This window comes from Rhodospirillales bacterium (assembly GCA_023898805.1).
In the GTDB taxonomy this organism is placed as follows: domain Bacteria; phylum Pseudomonadota; class Alphaproteobacteria; order Micavibrionales; family UBA1664; genus UBA6145.
In genome coordinates this window covers 556,449-575,109 of the sequence record CP060260.1, presented here as the reverse complement: position 1 = coordinate 575,109, position 18,661 = coordinate 556,449, and the positions used below count along the sequence as shown (strand labels likewise).

At 61.5% G+C, this 18,661-nt stretch carries 18 protein-coding genes; 6 read left to right on the top strand and 12 right to left on the bottom strand.

What is annotated here, in order from left to right; genetic code table 11:
• Positions 1-62 precede the first annotated feature (62 nt).
• From H6866_02840 to hemB, 5 genes are all read right to left on the bottom strand, one after another.
• Positions 63-557: a chemotaxis protein CheW gene (locus H6866_02840; protein USO08169.1), complete on the bottom strand. Its 495-nt coding sequence runs from the start codon at positions 555-557 to the stop codon at positions 63-65.
• On the bottom strand, positions 554-3,259 hold the full coding sequence (locus H6866_02835) for a chemotaxis protein CheW (GenBank protein ID USO08168.1): 2,706 nt from the start codon (positions 3,257-3,259) through the stop codon (positions 554-556). Before H6866_02835 ends, H6866_02840 begins: the two co-directional genes overlap by 4 nt.
• A gap of 182 nt (positions 3,260-3,441) precedes the next feature.
• A complete protein-coding gene (locus tag H6866_02830; protein ID USO08167.1) occupies positions 3,442-3,906 on the bottom strand; it encodes a dCMP deaminase in 465 nt (154 codons plus the stop codon).
• Positions 3,903-5,546 carry an EAL domain-containing protein gene (locus H6866_02825; protein USO08166.1) on the bottom strand — a complete coding sequence of 548 codons (1,644 nt, stop codon included), beginning with the start codon at positions 5,544-5,546 and terminating at the stop codon, positions 3,903-3,905. The genes H6866_02830 and H6866_02825 overlap by 4 nt, the downstream gene beginning before the upstream one ends.
• Positions 5,547-5,689: 143 nt before the next feature.
• Positions 5,690-6,742: a porphobilinogen synthase gene (gene hemB, locus H6866_02820; protein ID USO08165.1), complete on the bottom strand. Its 1,053-nt coding sequence runs from the start codon at positions 6,740-6,742 to the stop codon at positions 5,690-5,692.
• Here hemB and H6866_02815 point away from each other — a divergent pair.
• The gene (locus H6866_02815; protein ID USO08164.1) at positions 6,718-7,776 is read left to right on the top strand and encodes an enoyl-CoA hydratase/isomerase family protein; all 1,059 of its coding nucleotides are present in this window, start codon (positions 6,718-6,720) and stop codon (positions 7,774-7,776) included. The genes hemB and H6866_02815 overlap by 25 nt on opposite strands.
• A 95-nt stretch (positions 7,777-7,871) precedes the next feature.
• Positions 7,872-8,318, top strand: a complete 447-nt coding sequence (locus H6866_02810) for a MarR family transcriptional regulator (protein ID USO08568.1) — start codon at positions 7,872-7,874, stop codon at positions 8,316-8,318.
• A gap of 107 nt (positions 8,319-8,425) precedes the next feature.
• Here the strand turns inward: H6866_02810 and H6866_02805 are convergent, their stop codons facing one another.
• Genes H6866_02805 through H6866_02785 form a run of 5 tightly spaced genes read right to left on the bottom strand, consistent with a single transcriptional unit; the run spans position 8,426 to position 13,751 of the window.
• Entirely contained in the window at positions 8,426-9,733 is a 1,308-nt protein-coding gene (locus H6866_02805) for a histidine--tRNA ligase (GenBank protein ID USO08163.1), read from the bottom strand.
• Positions 9,730-10,479: a hypothetical protein gene (locus tag H6866_02800; GenBank protein ID USO08162.1), complete on the bottom strand. Its 750-nt coding sequence runs from the start codon at positions 10,477-10,479 to the stop codon at positions 9,730-9,732. Before H6866_02800 ends, H6866_02805 begins: the two co-directional genes overlap by 4 nt.
• Positions 10,480-10,520: 41 nt before the next feature.
• On the bottom strand, positions 10,521-11,921 hold the full coding sequence (locus H6866_02795) for a phosphomannomutase/phosphoglucomutase (protein ID USO08567.1): 1,401 nt from the start codon (positions 11,919-11,921) through the stop codon (positions 10,521-10,523).
• A complete protein-coding gene (locus tag H6866_02790; protein USO08161.1) occupies positions 11,911-12,831 on the bottom strand; it encodes a UTP--glucose-1-phosphate uridylyltransferase in 921 nt (306 codons plus the stop codon). Before H6866_02790 ends, H6866_02795 begins: the two co-directional genes overlap by 11 nt.
• Before the next feature lie 56 nt (positions 12,832-12,887).
• Positions 12,888-13,751, bottom strand: coding sequence for an AAA family ATPase (locus H6866_02785; GenBank protein USO08160.1), 864 nt, complete (start codon positions 13,749-13,751; stop codon positions 12,888-12,890).
• Between the two features lie 24 nt (positions 13,752-13,775).
• On the opposite strand from H6866_02785, the gene H6866_02780 reads away from it, so the two are divergent.
• The 4 genes from H6866_02780 to H6866_02765 all read left to right on the top strand — a co-directional run bounded on the left by H6866_02780 (position 13,776) and on the right by H6866_02765 (position 16,683).
• Complete coding sequence (locus H6866_02780) at positions 13,776-15,563, top strand: aminopeptidase P family protein (protein ID USO08159.1); 1,788 nt, start codon at positions 13,776-13,778, stop codon at positions 15,561-15,563.
• Positions 15,564-15,596: 33 nt separating this feature from the next.
• Positions 15,597-15,842, top strand: coding sequence for a type II toxin-antitoxin system Phd/YefM family antitoxin (locus tag H6866_02775; GenBank protein USO08158.1), 246 nt, complete (start codon positions 15,597-15,599; stop codon positions 15,840-15,842).
• Entirely contained in the window at positions 15,839-16,279 is a 441-nt protein-coding gene (locus tag H6866_02770; protein USO08157.1) for a PIN domain-containing protein, read from the top strand. The genes H6866_02775 and H6866_02770 overlap by 4 nt, the downstream gene beginning before the upstream one ends.
• A gap of 143 nt (positions 16,280-16,422) precedes the next feature.
• On the top strand, positions 16,423-16,683 hold the full coding sequence (locus H6866_02765) for a hypothetical protein (GenBank protein ID USO08156.1): 261 nt from the start codon (positions 16,423-16,425) through the stop codon (positions 16,681-16,683).
• A gap of 32 nt (positions 16,684-16,715) precedes the next feature.
• Here the strand turns inward: H6866_02765 and H6866_02760 are convergent, their stop codons facing one another.
• Positions 16,716-16,913 (bottom strand): 30S ribosomal protein S21, encoded by a 198-nt coding sequence (locus H6866_02760; protein ID USO08155.1) that lies wholly within the window; start codon positions 16,911-16,913, stop codon positions 16,716-16,718.
• A 119-nt stretch (positions 16,914-17,032) separates the two neighbouring features.
• Complete coding sequence (locus H6866_02755) at positions 17,033-18,658, bottom strand: ABC transporter ATP-binding protein (protein USO08566.1); 1,626 nt, start codon at positions 18,656-18,658, stop codon at positions 17,033-17,035.
• Between the last annotated feature and the right edge of the window lie 3 nt (positions 18,659-18,661).

Genomic DNA, 18,661 nt, shown 5'->3' with positions numbered 1-18,661 from the left:
TTTCATGCCCTTTATTGGGCGGCAATTCCCGTAATTTTATCAAAATGCCGATTAAGGGTGCCTTAATGCACGCTATGACGCAACAGCCGTGCAATGTCGGCCACGATCAGCAATTGTTTGTCCAAACGATATATGCCGGTGGCGATTTCCCGCCAGGTGTCGTCCATGGTCGGCGGGATTTGTTCAAAATCACGGTTATGGAGGGAGAGCACGTCGCCCACTTTGTCGATGATCAGGCTGTAGAGCTCATTTTCATGTTCGACCACTACGGCCATGGTTTTTGTTCCGGCGGGCAGGTCCTCAAGGCCGAGTCGGCAGCGGACGTTGATGGCGGTAACGATGCGCCCGCGCAGGTTGAGCGCGCCTGCGACCTCGGCCGGGGCCAGCGGAACGCGGGTGACGTTCTGCTGGCGCAGAACGTCCTGCACCTGCATCACGGGGATGCCGAACATCTGCTGGCCGATCATGATGGTCAGGAATTCGGTCGTTCTTGGCGCGGAATCGGTTTCTCCCGCCCGGCGTTTCTGGAATTTTGTAACTTCCCCGGTCAGGCTCATGCGATTTTCTCCCCGTGGCGCTGTTCGGCCAGTGTCTGCGAAAGGGTGTTGAGCAGCGTGTCGCGGTCGAATTTCGCGACGTATTTGGTGAAGCCGACCTGCATTCCACGCTCGATGTCGTTCTTGGTGGCATGGCTGGTCAGCGCCACCATCGGCGTGGTTTTCCAGGCGCCTTCATGTGCGCGCACCTTTTCGGCGAATTCGTAGCCGGACATTTCCGGCATTTCGATGTCGGAGATGATGATGTCGAATTCCTCGCCGCGTTCCTGTAGCTCCAACGCGCGCAGCGGGCTTTCCGCGGTCACGACCTCGTACCCCGCGACCGAAAGCAGCGGCGTGAGCATGTTGCGGAAGAAGGGGCTGTCGTCGACGATCAGGACGCGGCGCAGACGTTTCATTTCGTCGCGGTCGAAATCGTCTTCGCCGTGGTCCTTGAACCAATCCTTATAGGCCGTCTTCAGGTAGGCGCCGACATCGATAATGTCCGTCGCCTTGTCACGGATGATCGCTGAGCCAAGGAAGCCGGGGCGGTCGGAGCCGATCTGGACGTTGATCACGTCCTCGATGATGTCGATGATGTCTTCGACCATCAGACCCATCGAGCGGTTGCCGTCGGAAAAGACCAGAGTCTGCTGCGGCCGGTCGACGTGCAGGACCATGTCGTCCGCGAACTTGACCAGCGGCATCAGGCCGCCACGATATTGAATCAGCATCTTGCCGCCGGAATGTTCGATGCGGGCGGTGTCGACTTCCTCAAGCCGCGCGACGAGGGCCAGGGGCACCGCCTTGGGCATCGCATCGCCGGCGGAAAACAGCAAAAGCGAAGTGCGCGCGCCTTCATGGCGGATCGACGCGGTTTCGACCGCTTCCGCCGCGTCGGCGCTTGCGACCTTGATTTCGCCCGTGGCTTTGGCCACGCCGGCGGGGTCGAGAATCAGGATGACCGAGCCGTCGCCCAGAATGGTGTTGCCGGAGAACATCTCGATATCCTGAAGGATGCGGGCCAGCGGCTTGACCACGATTTCCTCGGTGTCGAATACGCGATCGACGATGATGCCGAAGACATAGTCGCCGACCTTGGTGACCACGATGTAGCGGTTGTTGCCCGATGCGCGCGCGACGTCGTCGGCAGGTTTGAAGTCAGGCAGGTGAAGCAGTTTTTGCAGCGTCACCAGCGGCAACAGATGGTCGCGCAGGCGGAAAACCGGCGTGCCGTTGATGTATTCGATGCGGTTTTCGCCCTTGTCGGAGCCAAGCACCAGTTCCTGTACCGCAAGTTGCGGGATGGCGTAGCGTTCGCCCGCGACCTCGACGATCAGGGCGGAAACGATGGCGAGGGTGAGGGGAATCTTGATGGTGAAGGTGGAACCCTTGCCTTCCTCGGACACCAGGTCGATGGTGCCGCCGATTTTTTCGATATTCGTGCGCACCACGTCCATGCCGACGCCGCGGCCGGAAACGGATGTCACCTTTTCCGCCGTCGAGAACCCGGCGTCGAAGATGAACATGTGAATCTGCTTCTTGTTCATCTGCGCCAGTTCGTCGGCGCTGGCGATGCCTTTTTCGATCGCCTTCTGGCGAATGCGGTCGGTGTTCAGGCCTTTGCCGTCGTCCTTGATCTCGATGATGATGTGCCCGCCCTCGTGATAGGCGCGCAGCCAGATCTTGCCGATTTCGGGTTTGCCCGCGGCCAGGCGGTCGGCCGGCGTTTCGATGCCATGGTCGCCCGAATTGCGCACCATGTGGGTGAGCGGGTCCTTGATGAGTTCGAGCACCTGACGGTCGAGTTCCGTATCTTCACCCGACATCACCAGTTCGATCTTCTTGCCCAGTTCGTGGCTGAGGTCGCGGATGATGCGCGGCAGTTTCGACCACGCGGCGCCGATCGGCTGCATGCGGGTTTTCATCACGCCTTCCTGCAGGTCGGAAACAACGTGGTTGAGGCGTTGCAGCGGCGCGCCGAATTCGGTGCCCTTGGCGGTGCGTTGAATCTGAAGCAGCTGGTTGCGGGTCAGCACCAGTTCCGAAACCATGGTCATCAGGTTTTCGAGCACGTCGACGTTGACGCGCAGGGTCTGGTTGGCCAGCGACGATTCCTTGGCGGTGTGGTCCTCGGTCGTGGGTTTGGCAGCGGGCGCAGCCGGGGCGGGCGCCGCAGCAGGCGCGGGCGCGGGGGCCGGGGTGGCCTGTGCCGCGGGTTGTTCTTCGGCAAACGGATCGCCCACGGGGCCAGGGGTCGCGTCCCACAGGGCCTGAAGCGCGTCCACCGGCTCGGCAGCGGGCGCAGGGGCCGGGGCGGGCGCGGCGGACGAAGCCGGGACGTCGCGCCCTTCGTAAACCGCGTCGAGTTTTTCGATCAGGTCGGTGTCGGCACCCTCGGGCTCTTTCTCGTTCGCTTCCAGTTCGCCCAGAATGTATTTGATCCGGTCGATCGATTCGAAAATCAGGGTGACGTAATCCGGGGTGACTTCCAGCGTGCCGTCGCGGAAACGGCCCATCACGTTTTCGGCGCGGTGCGCGACGGTTTCAAGGCGCGGCAGACCCAAAAACCCGCATGTGCCTTTGATGGTGTGCATCAGGCGGAAAATGGAGCCGAGCAGGTTTTTGTCGTTGGGATTTTGTTCAAGACCCACGAGTTGAAGGTCGATTTCGGCCAGGGATTCGTTGGTCTCGGTCAAAAATTCGACAATAAGATCATCCATGGCTTTCTTGCCCCTGCCGGTTTAGCGCCTTGATTTATTGAAATAAAACGGTGCGTTTCGTGTTGGAATCATAACAAGAATCGCGCCCGAAAACCAAGGGTGTTTGCATGTTCCAGCTTACGTTAACTTGCGTTAGCAAAAAGTAACGACAATAGGGAAAAGCGCAGGCGCGCGAAGCGCGGTCAAGATGCGCGTTTGCGCGCCCATGCGATATGCGGATTCGCTTTTTCAACGGCGGCGAAAATTATGTCATCACACAGATGTTCGACATACATACCTATGTCGCGCATCTGGGCGATGCCGTTCTGGTGTACGAAGTGATCGGGTTCGTGCATGGCGTAATACACCGCGCGGATTCCGGTTTCGATGATTCGTCTTGTGCAGGTCGGTCCGGCCGAGAGGCGCGTGCCGCAGGGTTCGACGGTGGAATAGAGTTTAAGTTTCGCGGGGTCGATGCCGGGGGACAGTTTGCGCAGGGCGATATCTTCGGCGTGGGATTGCTCGATCCCGTCTTCGCGTGAAAATCCGGTGGCGACGACGTTTCCAGCCTGATCGGCGATGACGCAGCCGACCGCGAGTTCGTTTTCCGTATGCGGCGCCTTCAGGCCGAGTTCGGCCGCAAGACGCATCAGGTCGATATCGGTCATGCCCGCAGTTTAGTCTGGTAATCCGGTTCGTCCAGCGGTTTGGCGAAATAATAGCCCTGACCCAGCGCGACGTTCATCGCCCGCAGCGCATCGGCCTGTTCGCGGGTTTCGACACGTTCGGCGACGACGCTGACGTCTAGATCGGCACACATGCGCACGAGGTTCGAGATCATCGAGCGGTCGCGGTCCGAGGACAGGATGTTGGTGATGTACTGGCCGTCGATCTTGACCGAGTCGACGTGGATCTTGTGCAGATACTGGAAGGATGCGGCCCCCGCGCCGAAATCGTCGAGGCTGACCTTGAATCCATCGTCCTGCAGGGCGCGGACGAAGGTGTTGACCTTGTCTAGGTCTGTGATCTGGCTGCTTTCGGTGATTTCAAAAATCAGGCGCGAAGGGATGTCTGATTTCAGATGCGGTTCCAGCTTGTTGCGCAGCTTGTCGATGAAACGCTGGTTCTGGATCGAGACGCCAGAAAGGTTGACCGAAACCTTGAATTTTTTGCCCTTCGAATTGAACACCAGATAGTTGATGATTTTGCCGCAGATCGCCAGATCAAGTTCGGGTGAAAGGCCAACATCTTCGCAGAACACGATGGAATCGTAGGGCGATTTGTTTCCATCGAAACGTACCAGTGCCTCGTAATACGCAGGCTCGCCGGTGGCGAGATCGACGATGGGCTGGAATTTGAGGTCGAAGCGAGATTGGTTGATGATGGTCTTGAATTCGCTGATTTTCTGGGCGTTGGATTCAAGGAAGGATTCAAAGCCCTTTTGCAGATTATTCAGGGTCAGGCCCTGGCCCTGCTTTTCAAACTGGTTGATCGTGTACATCAGCGCCTTGGCCAGCTCGCGTTCCGAAAGCGTATCGTTGTCGAGGTCGATTTCGTTGGCTTCGGCGGCGGTGCCCCGGTTTTCCGGATCGCTGTCGAGGGCCAAGGATTCGATGTCGGCGCGGATCGCATCGGCCGTGACGTTCGTGCCGTGCACCACACCGAACCGTCCGTCGCCCATGGTCCCGGCAGTGCGTCCGTCGGCGGCGTAGGAGCGCAGCATGATTGAAACACTCTCGCGGAAGGTGGACCAGCGTTCGGCGCCGATGCGGTTTTTAAAGTCGCCGACCTGCGGCATATCGACCAAGGTCATGCCCACGGACTGGCCCAGCGTGTCGGAGGCGGCGATGACATCAAGCGCGGCGGCGGCGAAGCTTTCCGCATCCATCAGCGCGGCTTCGGACGATGCGCGTTCGGCCTTGCTTTCGGCGACTTGCGCGATCGTGCCTTTTGACAGGGTCAGGAATACGCGGCCCGGACGGTCGGGCATGGAAAGGCCCGAGAGCATCGCCTTGCGGAAGGATGTGTGTTCGTCGTTGAGGTTGACAAGGACGGGGCCGAAACGCTGCCCCGGTTTGGCGCGTCCGCACAGGGTCGATACCAGCCCGCGGTCACGTGGCGCAAAGATATCGCCCAGTTTGCGGCCCGTCAGCGTGCCATCGGCGGAACCCGTCATGCCCTTGGTCGCGCCAAGCGCGTAAAGCACGGTGCCGTCGGCATCGACCTCGATCATCAGGTCGGCGCCGGCGAAGGCGAACGCCAGAAAGCGGTCGCGCTGATCCTTAATGTCTGAAGTCTGTGGGTTCATAAAAGACGATTAAAATTTTCTCCTTATTCTAGAGGAACATACAAGCGTTGATAACGGGTTAATTGCATTTGTTTGGATTGCACATAAAAAAGCTGGCGCGCATGCGGTCCATGCGCGCCAGCCCTAGAGATTAGGGGGTGTGTTCAGCGGTTATTGAGCTCCCGCGCGGCGTCGATGGCGGCGTAGGTCAGGATGCCGTCGGCCCCGGCGCGGCGGAAGCACATCAGCATTTCCATCATCGCCTTTTGGTAATCCAGCGCCCCGGCCTCGGCGGCAAAGCGCAGCATCGCGTATTCGCCCGAGATGTTATAGGCGAAGGTCGGCATTTTGAACGTGTCCTTTACGCGCCAGAGAATGTCGAGATAGGGCAGGCCGGGTTTGACCATCACCATGTCGGCGCCTTCCTCGATATCAAGGGCGACTTCGCGCAGGGCCTCGTCGCCGTTGGCGGGGTCCATCTGATAGGTCTTGCGGTCGCCTTTGTTGAGGGAGCATCCCGCCGCCTCGCGGAACGGGCCGTAGAAGCTGGAGGCGTATTTCGCCGCATAGGCCATGATCGGCAGGTTGTCGAACCCTTCGGCGTCGAGCGCAGCGCGGATCGCGCCGACCTGTCCGTCCATCATGCCCGACGGGGCCACGATGTCTGCGCCAGCGCGGGCCGCGACCACGGCCTGACGCCCGATGTTTTCGATGGTTGCGTCGTTGATGACATAGCCGTTGTCGTCCAGCGGGCCGCAATGGCCGTGGTCGGTGTATTCGCAAAAGCACAGATCGGGGATCACCACCATTTCAGGGGCGGCGTCCTTGGCGCGGCGGACCATGCGGTCCAGCAGCCCGCCCGCGCGCATGGAATCGGAGCCTGTCGCGTCCTTGTGGCGGCTGACGCCGAACAGCATTATGGCGCCGAGGTTTTGCGCCTGCGCTTCCCTGACCAGCGCGCCCACGCTGGCCTCGGTCTCGCGGAAAACGCCGGGCATCGAGCGGATGGGGGTGCGTTCGTCCAGCCCTTCCTCGACGAACAGGGGCAGGATCAGGTGCCGGGGTTCAAGCGCGGTTTCGCGCACCAAACGGCGCATCCCCTCGCTTACCCGCGTGCGGCGCATCCGCGTGCGCGGAAAGGCGGTTTGGGCCGCGGCTTTGCCATCGGCGTTTTCGGATATAGTCTTTTGCCATGACTGGGGTGCCAGAACACTCATTACAGCCTCTTTCGGATGAAGACCTCGTTCTAGAGGAAGAGGGCGGGCTTGTCCATGTCCGCCTGAACCGCCCGGCGCAGTTGAACGCGCTTTCGGACGGGATGCTGGCGGGGATCGGGCAGGCGATCGATACGGCAGAAGGGCGGACCATCCTGCTTGACGGCGCTGGCCGCGCCTTTTGCGCGGGCGGGGACATCAAGGCACAGGCGCTGGCGATCCGCGCCGGGCGGCCGGAAATTCCGGCGGATTACTTCCGGCGGGAATACGGGTTGAACGCTAAAATCCACGCTTATAAGCGTGCGCCTTTTGTATCGTACCTCAATGGAATCGTCATGGGCGGCGGGTACGGCGTTTCGGGGCACGGGTCACATCTGGTGGCGTGCGAGGCGACGCGGTTCGCGATGCCGGAGGTTAAAATCGGCTTCTTTCCCGATGTCGGTGCGGTCTTCAACCTTGCGCGCGTGCCGGGCGAGCTTGGCACCTATATGGCGCTGACCGGCAACAGTGTCGGGGCGGCGGACATGATCCATATCGGGCTGGCGCATGCGTATGTACCCATGGACGATTTTCCCCGCTTTCGCGCGGTGCTTGTGTGTGAGGGGGCGGCGCGTGAAGGGGTGGCGGCGGCGCTGGACCAAACCGCGCAACCCGTGCCGGATGACGGAATTTTGCGCCGGCATGAAGAAATGATCGCCCGCTGTTTTGCCCATGACAGGGTCGAGGCGATCGTCGACGCCCTGCGGTCCGAGGGCGGCGATTTCGCCATTGAAACCGCGATGGATATCGAGGCCCGCGCGCCCTTTGCCGTCAAAATCGCGCTTGGACATATTCGCAAGGCGCGGGGCGAGACGTTTGAAACCGTGATCGCGCGGGATCTGGCGCTTGCGCTTCGCTTTCTGACCGTGCCGGATTTCGCCGAAGGCGTGCGTGCCGCCGTGATCGACAAGGACCGCGCCCCGCGCTGGTCGCCCGCGCGGCTGGATCAGGTCGACGATAAACTTGTTGCCCTTTACTTGGGGAATCCAGAGAGTTAACCTTTTATCAGGACAATTCGTGAATACTTTTATGGATTGAACCATTTTCCCGGAGTTTTCCCGTGCTCAGCAACGCCTATCACGACTCCATTCAGCTGATCGAACGCCTGCACCGCCGGTTCCTCGACGTGGTCAAGGCGGAGCTGGACCGGCTTGGCATTCAAGACATCAATAACGTTCAGGCGATGATCCTTTATAATATCGGCGACGACGACCTGACCGTGGGCGAGTTGACGCTGCGCGGTTATTACATGGGCTCGAACGTGTCGTACAACGTCAAGAAGATGGTCGAGAACGAGTATATCGTCCAGGAGCGATCGGTACACGATAAACGCAGTGTGCGCGTGCGCTTGTCGGACAAGGGGCGCAAGCTCAATACCGCGCTGACCAAGATGTACCAGAAGCACGAGGAGCTGATCCGCACCACGGATCTGTCCAAGGAGAAGCTGGATCTGCTCAACGCTTCGCTCAAGCAGCTTGAACGGTTCTGGGCGTCACAGTCGGCCTTCGCGGGTCTTGATACTCTTGACGAGGATTTTTAATTTTTTTCCGTCATTGCTCCGTCATTGCTCCGTCATTGCAATGGCAGGGCAGGGCACTTTCTTCTCGTCCTTGCGGCAAAAGCAGACGAATTCCAGCTTGTACCGGATTATCCCGCAGTCCAGATTTTTGGATCGGCATCAGCCTGTCCGCCCGATCGCATGTCCTTGACCTCGTGTCTTCCCGCGTCGTCGAAGGGCGGGAACCAGACATAGGGTATCCCTTTTTTATTCGCGTATTCCATCTGTTTACGGACGTTTTGCGGGGCGTGGTACAGTTCCACGTTCATGCCGCGCGCGCGCAAGATTTTTGCGGTTTCGGCGGCATCCTTGCGCCGTTCTTCCGACGGCAGGACGACCAGCACCTGGGTCGGGCATTTGCCCGCGGGCTGGATGCGCTTGAAGTGCGAGAGCACGTCGAACAGGCGGGTAAAGCCGATGGAAATGCCGACGCCGGGCAAATGGCGGTTGATGTACGACCCGGCCAGATCGTCATAGCGGCCGCCGGAGCAGACGGAGCCCGTGAATTCCGGCACGTCGAGCAGCGCGGTTTCGTACACGGTGCCGGTGTAATAATCGAGGCCGCGCACGATGGAGAGGTCGGCAACGGCGTCGATGCCGCCGAGTTGTTCCATCACGAAGGTGAGTTCCTTCAGCCCTTCCTCCATCTGCGCGTTTCGCGCGTCGATTTTGCCAAGCGCGTTCGCCGTGCCGCGTATCTGCGCCAGATGCAGGATCGCGTCGACGGCGTTTTCGTCCAGTGAAAGTTCCTGACGCAGCATGCCGCCGACCGCGGGCGCGCCGATCTTTTCCAGCTTGTCGACGATGCGGGTCACGGTAATCGCGTCGGCGATGCCCAGCGCCTCGATCAGGCCCAGAAGAATTTTGCGGTTGGAAATGCGGATCTGCGTGCGGCCGATGTTCAGGCCCTGCAGCGCCTCGTACATCACCGAAGGCATTTCCGCGTCGAAGGCGAGGGGCAGGGTTTCGACGCCGATGACGTCGATGTCGCATTGGTAGAATTCGCGCAGACGGCCCAGTTGCGGGCGTTCGCCGCGCCAGACTTTTTGCATCTGATAGCGTTTGAAGGGGAAGGCGAGGTCGCCGAAATGCTGGGCGACGTAGCGGGCGAGGGGGACCGTCTGGTCGAAATGCAGGGCGAGTCGCGCCTCGCCCTTGTCCTCGGTGTCGGCATGTAGACGCTGAAGGACGTAGATTTCCTTGTCGACCTCGCCCTTTGCGGCCAGAACCTCCAGCTCCTCGACCGCGGGGGTTTCGATGGAGCAATAGCCGTAGGATTCAAACACGCGGCGCAGATGGTCCATCCATCGCTGTTCGACCGCGCGGTATTCCGGCAGCCATTCGGGGAAGCCGCTGATGGATTTCGGTTTGTAGACGGATTTTTTTTCGGCGCTCATGCAAGGTCCGGCAATTCGGTTTCCGCCACCGGGTCGGCGGGGGTGTAGGTCAATGTCAGGGTCAGGGTATTTTCGCCGGCTTCAAGCGTAAGCGGAAAACCGAAATGCCTGGCGAAGGCGTGGGTGACGTACGGATGCACGGTCTTGGGCGTAAGCTGCGAAACGGGCAAGGCGCCGGAAAGGGCTTCCGCCATGCCTTCGCGGATGGTTACGGTTTCGCCGGTCGCGGTCACGCGCATGGTCATGCCGTCCTTTTTCACCGCGACGGTGCCGCCGCGAATCAGACATTCGCGCGCGAACAGCATCGCGTTCAACAGGATCTTGAAGAATCCGGGGTTGAGGTCTTCGTCCGGGACGTCGTTCATCAAATCCCAGTCCAGCTTGACGCGGTCGGATTCGATGAAGTGCAAAAAGGCTTCGTAGATCATCTTGCCGGAAACGAGGGATTCCGACCCGCCCGCGCCGTAGCACAGACGAAAGGCCTGAAGCCGAACCGAGGCCTGCCGCGCGGAATGGCCAAGCAGGCCAAGCGCGTCGTTCAAGCCGTCCGCGCCCATTTCGCCCAGAAGCTCGACCCCGTTCGCGATCGCGGCCACAGGCGAAACCAGATCGTGACAGATGCGCGAGCACAGCAATTCGACCACCCGCACCTGCAGACCGATCGATGGATCGGGCATGGTTCCGGCCAACGGTTCCGGCGTGGCATCGGAAACAGGTTTCGGCATTTCGGCGGCGTTGCTGGTCATATCGTGCGGCCCTTTTACGGGGTTGGGTTCAGTTCCCGATTCTAATGATTATTCGTGCCGGGTAAACCAAGTTGTTCCCGCGCCAGCGCCGCGACCAGCCGTTCGCGCAGAAGATCCATGATTTCCGGGGTTTCGCCCTCGATCCGCGCGACCATCGCGGGCTGTGTGTTGGACGGCCTGACAAGCAGCCAGCCCCGCGGCCCGTCAAGGCGGATGCCGTCAATGTCGGTCAGGGTATAGTTTTCGCCCGCGAAAAGTTCGGCCAGATGGTCCTTGAGGCGGCGGGCCACGTCGAATTTGCGCGCGTCGTCGACCTCGAACCGGATTTCGGGGGTGCCCAGCCGCGCGGGCAGATGCGCGAAATGCCCGGAAAGGGGCGCATCCCCCGCACCCACGATGTTGAGCAGACGGATCGCGCAGTAAAGCGCGTCGTCGAAGCCGTAATAACGGTCGGCAAAAAAGATATGGCCCGAAAGCTCGCCCGCCAGTGGCGAATGTGTTTCGGCCATCTTGGCCTTGACCAGCGAGTGGCCGGTCTTCCACATCAGCGGTTTGCCGCCCAGCCGGTCGATTTCGGCGAACAGCGCGCCGGAGCATTTGACGTCGCCGATGATCGTCGCGCCGGGGCTGGATTTCAGCACTTCGGCGGCGTAAAGGGCCAGCAGCATGTCGCAGCGAATGACGCCACCGTGTTCGTCGATCGCGCCGATGCGATCGCCGTCGCCGTCGAGCGCGATGCCCAGATCCGCGCGCTCGGCCTTCAGGCAGGCTTGCAGGTCGGCAAGGTTTTCATCGACCGTGGGATCGGGGTGGTGGTTGGGGAAGCGCCCGTCGATGTCGCCATACAGTACCGTGTGCCGCCCCGGCAGGCGGGCGACAAGGCGCATGAGAATTTCACCGGCCGCGCCGTTGCCCGCGTCCCAGACGACGTTAAGTTCGCGATCCGGCACGAAATCGGCCAACAGGCGATCGACATAGGCGTCGCGGATGTCGGCGGCGTCTTGCGTTCCGCCTTGCGCGCGGTCGATGTCGTTCGCGGCGGCCATGCGGCCCAGATCCTGAATCGCCGCGCCGTAAAACGGCTTGTTGAACAGGACCATTTTAAAGCCGTTATATTCGGGCGGGTTGTGCGAGCCGGTCACCATCACCGCGGCGTCGGCGCCAAGGTGGTGCGCGGCGAAATAGGTCATCGGCGTCGGGCCCACGGGCAGCGTGGTGACATGGCAGCCGGTTTCGAGCAATCCCGCACACAGCGCCGCGTGCAAGGCGGGCGAGGAAAGACGGCCGTCCAGCCCGCAGGTCACGGTTTTGCCACCCGCGCGGGTAATCGTCGTGCCGAAGGTCAGGCCCAGGGTTTTGGCGTCGGCCTCGGTCAAGGACTGGCCGACGATGCCGCGCACGTCGTATTCGCGCAGGATGCCGGGGTCGAAACTATGCGGCATCGCGGGCGGATTCATGCGAGTAGCGGGCAAGGATGCGGCGCATTTCAGGCCCGAATTCGGGGTCGGCGAGCGCGAAGGCGATGTTCGCCTCGATAAAGCCGGTGTGGTGGCCGCAATCGAAATAGGAATCCTTCAAGCGCATCGCGGTGAAGGGCTGCGTGCGCATCAGGGTCTGCATCGCGTCGGTCAGCTGGATTTCGCCGCCCGAACCGGCCTTCTGGGTTTCAAGGATTTTGAATATCTCGGGCTGGAGGATGTAGCGGCCGACGATGGAAAGGGTCGATGGCGCGTCCGCCGGTTTCGGTTTTTCGACCATGGCGCGGATGGGGGTCGTGTCGGCGCTTTGGTCCGCGACGTCCAGAATGCCGTATTTGCCCACGTCCTCGCGCGCGACGTCGGCGGCGGCGATGACGTTGCCGCCGGTCTTCGCGTAAACGTCGATCATCTGCGCGGTGCAGCCGCGCCCTTGCGAAAGCACCATGACGTCGGGCAGCAGCAGGGCGAAAGGTTCGTCGCCCAGAATCTTGCTCGCGCACCAGATGGCGTGGCCCAGGCCTTTCGGATTTTGCTGGAGGATGGAGGAGAAAAAGCCGGATTCAAGATTGCTGGCGCGGACTTTTTCCAGCAGCGCGGTCTTGTTCTTTTCCTTGAGCGCGATGATCAGTTCGGGCTGGTATTCAAAATGTTCGGTCACCAGCGACTTGCCGCGGCCGGATACGAAGATGAATTCCTCGATCCCCGCCTCGCGCGCTTCCTCGACCGCGCGCTGAATCAGCGGGCGGTCGACCAGCGGCAGCATTTCCTTTGGCAGAACCTTGGTCGCGGGCAGAAAGCGCGTGCCAAGCCCGGCCACGGGAAAAACCGCCTTGCGGATCGGGCGTTTGAGATCGGTCGTAGGATTGCTTGTCATTGGCGCGACTTTGGCCGAAAAGCGCGGGAAAAGCAATTGCCGCGCTTTTTTCGGGTTCAGGCGGTGCCGGAAGCCGCTTTTTTACGGCGGACCAGGGCGATGCGCATGTCTTCGGGCACCACGGCGTGGATCAGGTGGCGGATTTCGGCCCGCGCAGCAAGTTGCGAGGGGCTTAACCCCTTGCCGCTTTCCCCGCCGGGCAGGTCGAGCAGGGTCAAGCCCTTCAAAAACATTTCGCGGAAGATCAGGCGTTCGGTAAAGCCGGGGACATAGGTGAAGCCCATGCGTGCGCCAAGGTCGGCGAGGATCGCGCCGATGTCGCGCTTGCTTTTCAGGTTGTGGGGGCTCATCCGATTGCGCATGACGATCCAGCGAAAGCCCATGTTCAATTCCTTCTTGCGGCCTTCGCGCACGGCCATGACGTGGCGGGCGTAGACGCTGGGCGCTTGCAGGTTTCCGTTGTCCGGATCGAACTGGGCCAGCAGGTCGAGGTCGATGAAGGAATCGTTGACCGGCGTCACCAGCGTGTCGGCGAAGCGGTGGGCAAGGCGGTTGAGGTGCGAATCCGCGCCCGGCGTGTCGACCACCACGAAGTCGTTGTCGCGGGTCAGGTCTTCGAGCGCGGCGAAGAATTTTCCGGTTTCCTCGGCCTTGCGTTCTTCCAGCGTGGCGGCGTGCGAAACGGGAATGGCGACATGGCGCGGGATGGGTTGGCTGCGGTCGGCGGCCAGACGCGTGCGGTAGCGGTTGGCGATATAGCGCGAAAACGTGCCCTGACGCGCGTCGAGATCGATGGTGCCGACGCGATAGCCAAGGCGCAGCAACCCGACCACGGTATGCATCGCCGCGGTGGATTTGCCGCATCCGCCCTTCTCGTTGCCAAAAACGACGATATGCCCCACAGTGTCGGTATCCGCCATTTGTCTATGCCCCCGGTGAATCCGATGACGCATGATGTCAAATTCGATCCGAAAACGCCAGAGCAGCGTCTTGCCGCGATGCGCGCCGCGATGCGCGCGCAGGGTCTGGACGCGTTCATGGTGCCTTATGCCGATGCGTTTCAAAGCCGCAACCGTGCCGCCGACGGGTCGGACCGTCTACGCTGGCTGACCGGGTTTCGCGGGTCGGCGGGGTCGGCTGTGGTGACGATGGATCATGCGGCGGTGTTCGTGGACAGCCGGTACACGCTTTCGGCGCGTAGCCAGATCGACACCGGTCTTTACGAAATTGTCGACGAGGCGGGCAAGGTGCGGCCGGAAGCATGGGCGCGCGACCATCTGAAGCCGGTGCAGGCGCTGGGTTACGATCCGTTTTTGCATACCAGGGCGGAAATCGACGCGATGGGCAAGGTCGTGCCCCTTAAACCCGCGCAGGGCAATCCCGTTGATGCGGCGTGGGGCGACAAGGGGCTGGCGCGGCAGGCCGCGATCGCGCACGCCATCGTCTATGCCGGACGCGGGGTGGATGAAAAAATCGACGAGATATGCGGCCTGATCCGCGCGGGCGGGCGGGGGGCGGCGGCGATCACGCGGCCCGATTCCGTTTCGTGGCTGTTGAATTTGCGGGTGCCCGCATTGCCCATCGCGCCGGTGGTGCACGGTTATGCGCTGGTGGATGCCGAAGCCGGGCATGTGCATCTGTTTACCGATGTCGATTGTTCCGCGCCCGCGATTGCGGCGTCGTTCGGCAACAGGGTCAGCGTGCAGCCGCTTGCGGCGCTTGGCGCGGGTTTGGCCGCGCTGGCCGGGCGGGTGCGGGCGTGGGGAATCGATGATTGGAACACGCCCGCATGGTTTCGCGCGGCGCTGGAGGGAGCGGGGGCGCAGGTCGCGCATATGCCCGACCCCGTGACATGGTCCAAGGCGTGCAAGAACGTGGTCGAGCAGGCGGGCATCCGCGATGCGCATATCCGCGACGGGGTGGCGGTGGTGCGCTTTCTTCACGCGATCGACACGCGGCCCGGTCTGCGCGAACGCGAGATCGAGGCGCTGGTGCTGGAGATGCGCGCGCTCGACCCCGCCTGTTTCACGCGCAGTTTCGACCCCATCGTCGGGTTCAACGCCAACGGCGCCTTCGTGCACGGGCAGGTGCCCGACGATCAGATCAAGACCGTGACGGGGGATGGTTTGCTTTTGATCGATTCCGGCGGGCAGTATTTGAACGGCACCACCGACATCACCCGCACCGTCGCCATCGGCACGCCGGGGCCGGAGATGAAAACCGCCTTCACGCTGGTGATGCGCGGGCATATCGCGCTGGCGCGCGCGGTGTTTCCGGAAGGTACGTCGGGCGGGCAACTGGACGCGTTGGCGCGCGCGCCGCTGTGGGAGGCGGGGCTGGATTACGCGCACGGCACCGGGCACGGGGTGGGGTATTGCCTGAACGTGCATGAAGGCCCGTGCAATTTTTCGCCCAAGGTCACGCGTGCGGCGGAGCCGCTGAAGCCGGGGATTTTGATGTCGGTGGAGCCGGGCGTGTATCTGGAAGGGAAATTCGGCATCCGGCTTGAAAATCTTTGCCTTGTCGTGCCCGCCGAAGACATGCCGGGATATCTGCGCCTCGACCCCGTGACGCTGGCGCCTTTCGATACGCGTGCGCTCGACCTTGCCCTTATGCGCGCGGACGAAAAGGCGTGGCTGAACGCCTATCACGCGCGGGTGCTGGCGGTGCTGGCGCCGCTTGTTCCGCCGGATTTGGCGGAGTGGTTGACGGGGATGTGCGCGCCGGTCTAAATGTCCTGACCAGTTCAATAGTCAGGAGCCGTCATGGATTCGTGGAGCCTACAGGATACCAAAGCCAAATTTTCCGAATTCGTGCGCCGGGTCAAGGCCAAGGGGCCGCATATGGTGACATTGCGTGGCAAGCCGGAAATCGTGGTGATGACCGTGCGCGATTACGAGGCGCTGAGCGCGCAAAAACCCTCGCTTCTCTCGTTGATGCGCTCCTCGCCGCTTTCGGGCATGGAGCTTGCGGCGGAGCGTGAAGGCAAAACGCGGGAGTTCGCGCTGTGAGCCGAAAAACCCAGAACGCACAGGGCTATCTGCTTGATACGTCCGTTCTGCTTGAAACGCTGCGGCCCGATCCGTCGCCGCAGGTCACGGCGTGGATGGAAAGCGTCGATCAGGATAGATTCTATGTTTCCGCCATCACCGTCGGCGAGCTTATGGCGGCGCTGGACCAGGTCAACGATCCCGACCGGCGCACTGCGCTGATGCGCTGGATCCTGACCGACATGCAATCGTGGTTTCGCGGCCATATCCTGACCCTGACGCCCGAAGTCGCGGCGTTCTGGGGGTCGCTCGCGGGCAGGCTGGATTCGCGTCTGAGCGCGATCGCGGGATTACAGGCGGCTTTCGCGCTCAAACACAATCTGCAGCTTGTGACGCGCGATTCCATTGCCGCGCCGCATCTGAACATCGTCAATCCCTGGGTGGCCGAGGCGGCCTGAGGCGGGTTTTTCTCACGCTATCGCGCGGGGCTGCGGCGTTTGGGCGCAGGCGGGAATTTTGACATCGTATCACCCACTGCTATATTTATGTAAATATTAAAAGCCGGGCAAACCGGCGGTATAGAGAAAAAAACAGGTGTGTGATGGCTTACGATCCGAACGGTCTGGGATACGGGCGCCGTTATTGCGGTGTGGATAGCAGGGACGAACCCGTCAGTTTGCGGGATTTGTGCAAAGCCGTTCGTTCGCCGCGCGTTATCGCGGCGGGGGCGGTTGGCATGTTTGTGCTGGGCGTGGTTTTCTTTTCATCGGCACGGGGCGCGGATTCCGGCTTTGCCGGTGTCGCGCCGAAATATGTGCCCGCGCAGACTTTGTCCGCCATCCGGGTTCGCGTGCAGCCATAAAAAAACCGCCCGAAAGGGCGGTTTTTTGTTTTTTAGCGATCCTTGCGCTTGCGTTCCATCTTGCGCCAGCGGCGGACGGCTTCGGACGCTTCGCGTTTTTTCTTTTCCGACGGCTTCTCGTAATGTTTACGGAGCTTCATCTCGCGGAAAACGCCTTCGCGTTGCAGCTTTTTCTTGAGTGCGCGCAACGCCTGTTCGACGTTGTTGTCACGAACTGATACCTGAACCAAAAAAATCCCTCCCCTCAAAACAAACCGGGGGTGTGCCGGTGCAAAAGTGAATTTGGGCGTTTATGCCCGGATTTTGCGGGTATGGCAAGCTTTTTACGCGGCCTTTTTACGCAGCCTTTTTACGCAGCCTGGGCCCGGATTTCAAAGGCCGCTTCCATCAGCGCCCTTGTGTAATCGGTTTTAGGCGCGGCGAACAGGCTTTCGGCGGGGCCGTGTTCGACCATTTTGCCGTCCTTCATCACCAGTACGTGGTGGGCCAGCGCGCGGACCACGCGCAAATCGTGGGAAATGAACAGATAGGCGAGGTTGCGGCGTTCCTGCAGGCCGCGCAGCAGGTCCACGACCTCGGCTTGTACCGACATATCCAGCGCCGAGGTCGGTTCGTCGAGCACAAGGAATTTCGGTTCAAGCACCAGCGCACGGGCGATGGCGATACGCTGGCGCTGACCGCCCGAAAATTCATGCGGGTAGCGGTGGCGCGTTTCGGGGTCGAGCTGGACGTCCTTCATCGTGGCGACGACGATGGCGTCGCGTTCGTCCGGCCCCAGATGCGGGCGGTGGATGCGCAGACCTTCGGCAACGATGTCGGCCGCGCTCATGCGCGGAGAGAGAGAGCCGAACGGGTCCTGAAACACGATTTGCATGTCGGCGCGCAAGCTTCGCAGGTCCGGACCGGCAAGCGTGTCGATGCGCCGTCCTTCCAGCGTGATTTCGCCCTGTGCGCGGTTCAGGCGCAAAAGCGCCATGCCCAGCGTCGATTTTCCCGACCCGGATTCGCCGACCACGCCCAGGGTTTCGCCCGCACGGACGCTCAGGTCGATGCCGTCGACCGCGCGCACGTAATCGGTCACGCGGCCGAAGAACCCGGTGCGGATGGGGAAATGCACGCGGATGTCCCGCGCATGCATGATTAACGGGGCGCCATCGGGCACCGGTCGCGCGGTGCCGCGCGGCTGGGCGGCCAGAAGCCGTTTGGTGTACGGGTGTTGCGGGTCGTCGAAGACGTGGTCGGTCTGGCCTTGTTCGACGATTTCACCGTGCTGCATCACCGCGACACGCGCGGCCATTTTGCGCACGATGGTCAGGTCGTGCGTGATCAGCAAAATCGCCATGCCCAGTTTGCGCTGGATGTCCTGCATCAATTCGAGGATCTGGGCCTGAACCGTCACATCCAGCGCGGTGGTCGGTTCGTCCGCGATCAGAATATCGGGATTGTTGGCCAGTGCCATCGCGATCATCACGCGCTGGCGCTGGCCGCCCGAAAGCTCGTGCGGATAGGCGCCAAGACGGGATTTCAGCCGGTGCAGGCCGACAAGGTCAAGGAGTTCGCGCACGCGCACGCGCGCGTCGGCGGCGTTGAGGCCGCCATGAACGGTCAACATCTCGCTGATCTGGCGTTCGATGGTGTGCAGCGGGTTGAGCGCGGTCATCGGTTCTTGAAAGATCATGCCGATTTTCAAGCCGCGCACCGCGCGCATCACGGTTTCGCCCTTGCCGATCAGGTTTTCGCCCGCGAACAGCACCGCGGATTTTTCGCCATAGCGCGTGGTGTTTTTCGGCAGAAGCTGGAGGATGGAAAGCGCGGTCACCGATTTTCCCGAACCGGATTCGCCGACCAGCGCCAGCGTTTCGCCGCGGCGCAGTTCAAACGATGCCCCCTTTACGGCGTGGAAGCTGCGTTCCCCGCCGGTGGAAAAGGTGACGTCGAGGTCCTGAAGGCGAAGGATGGGCGCGGCCTGAAGCATGGC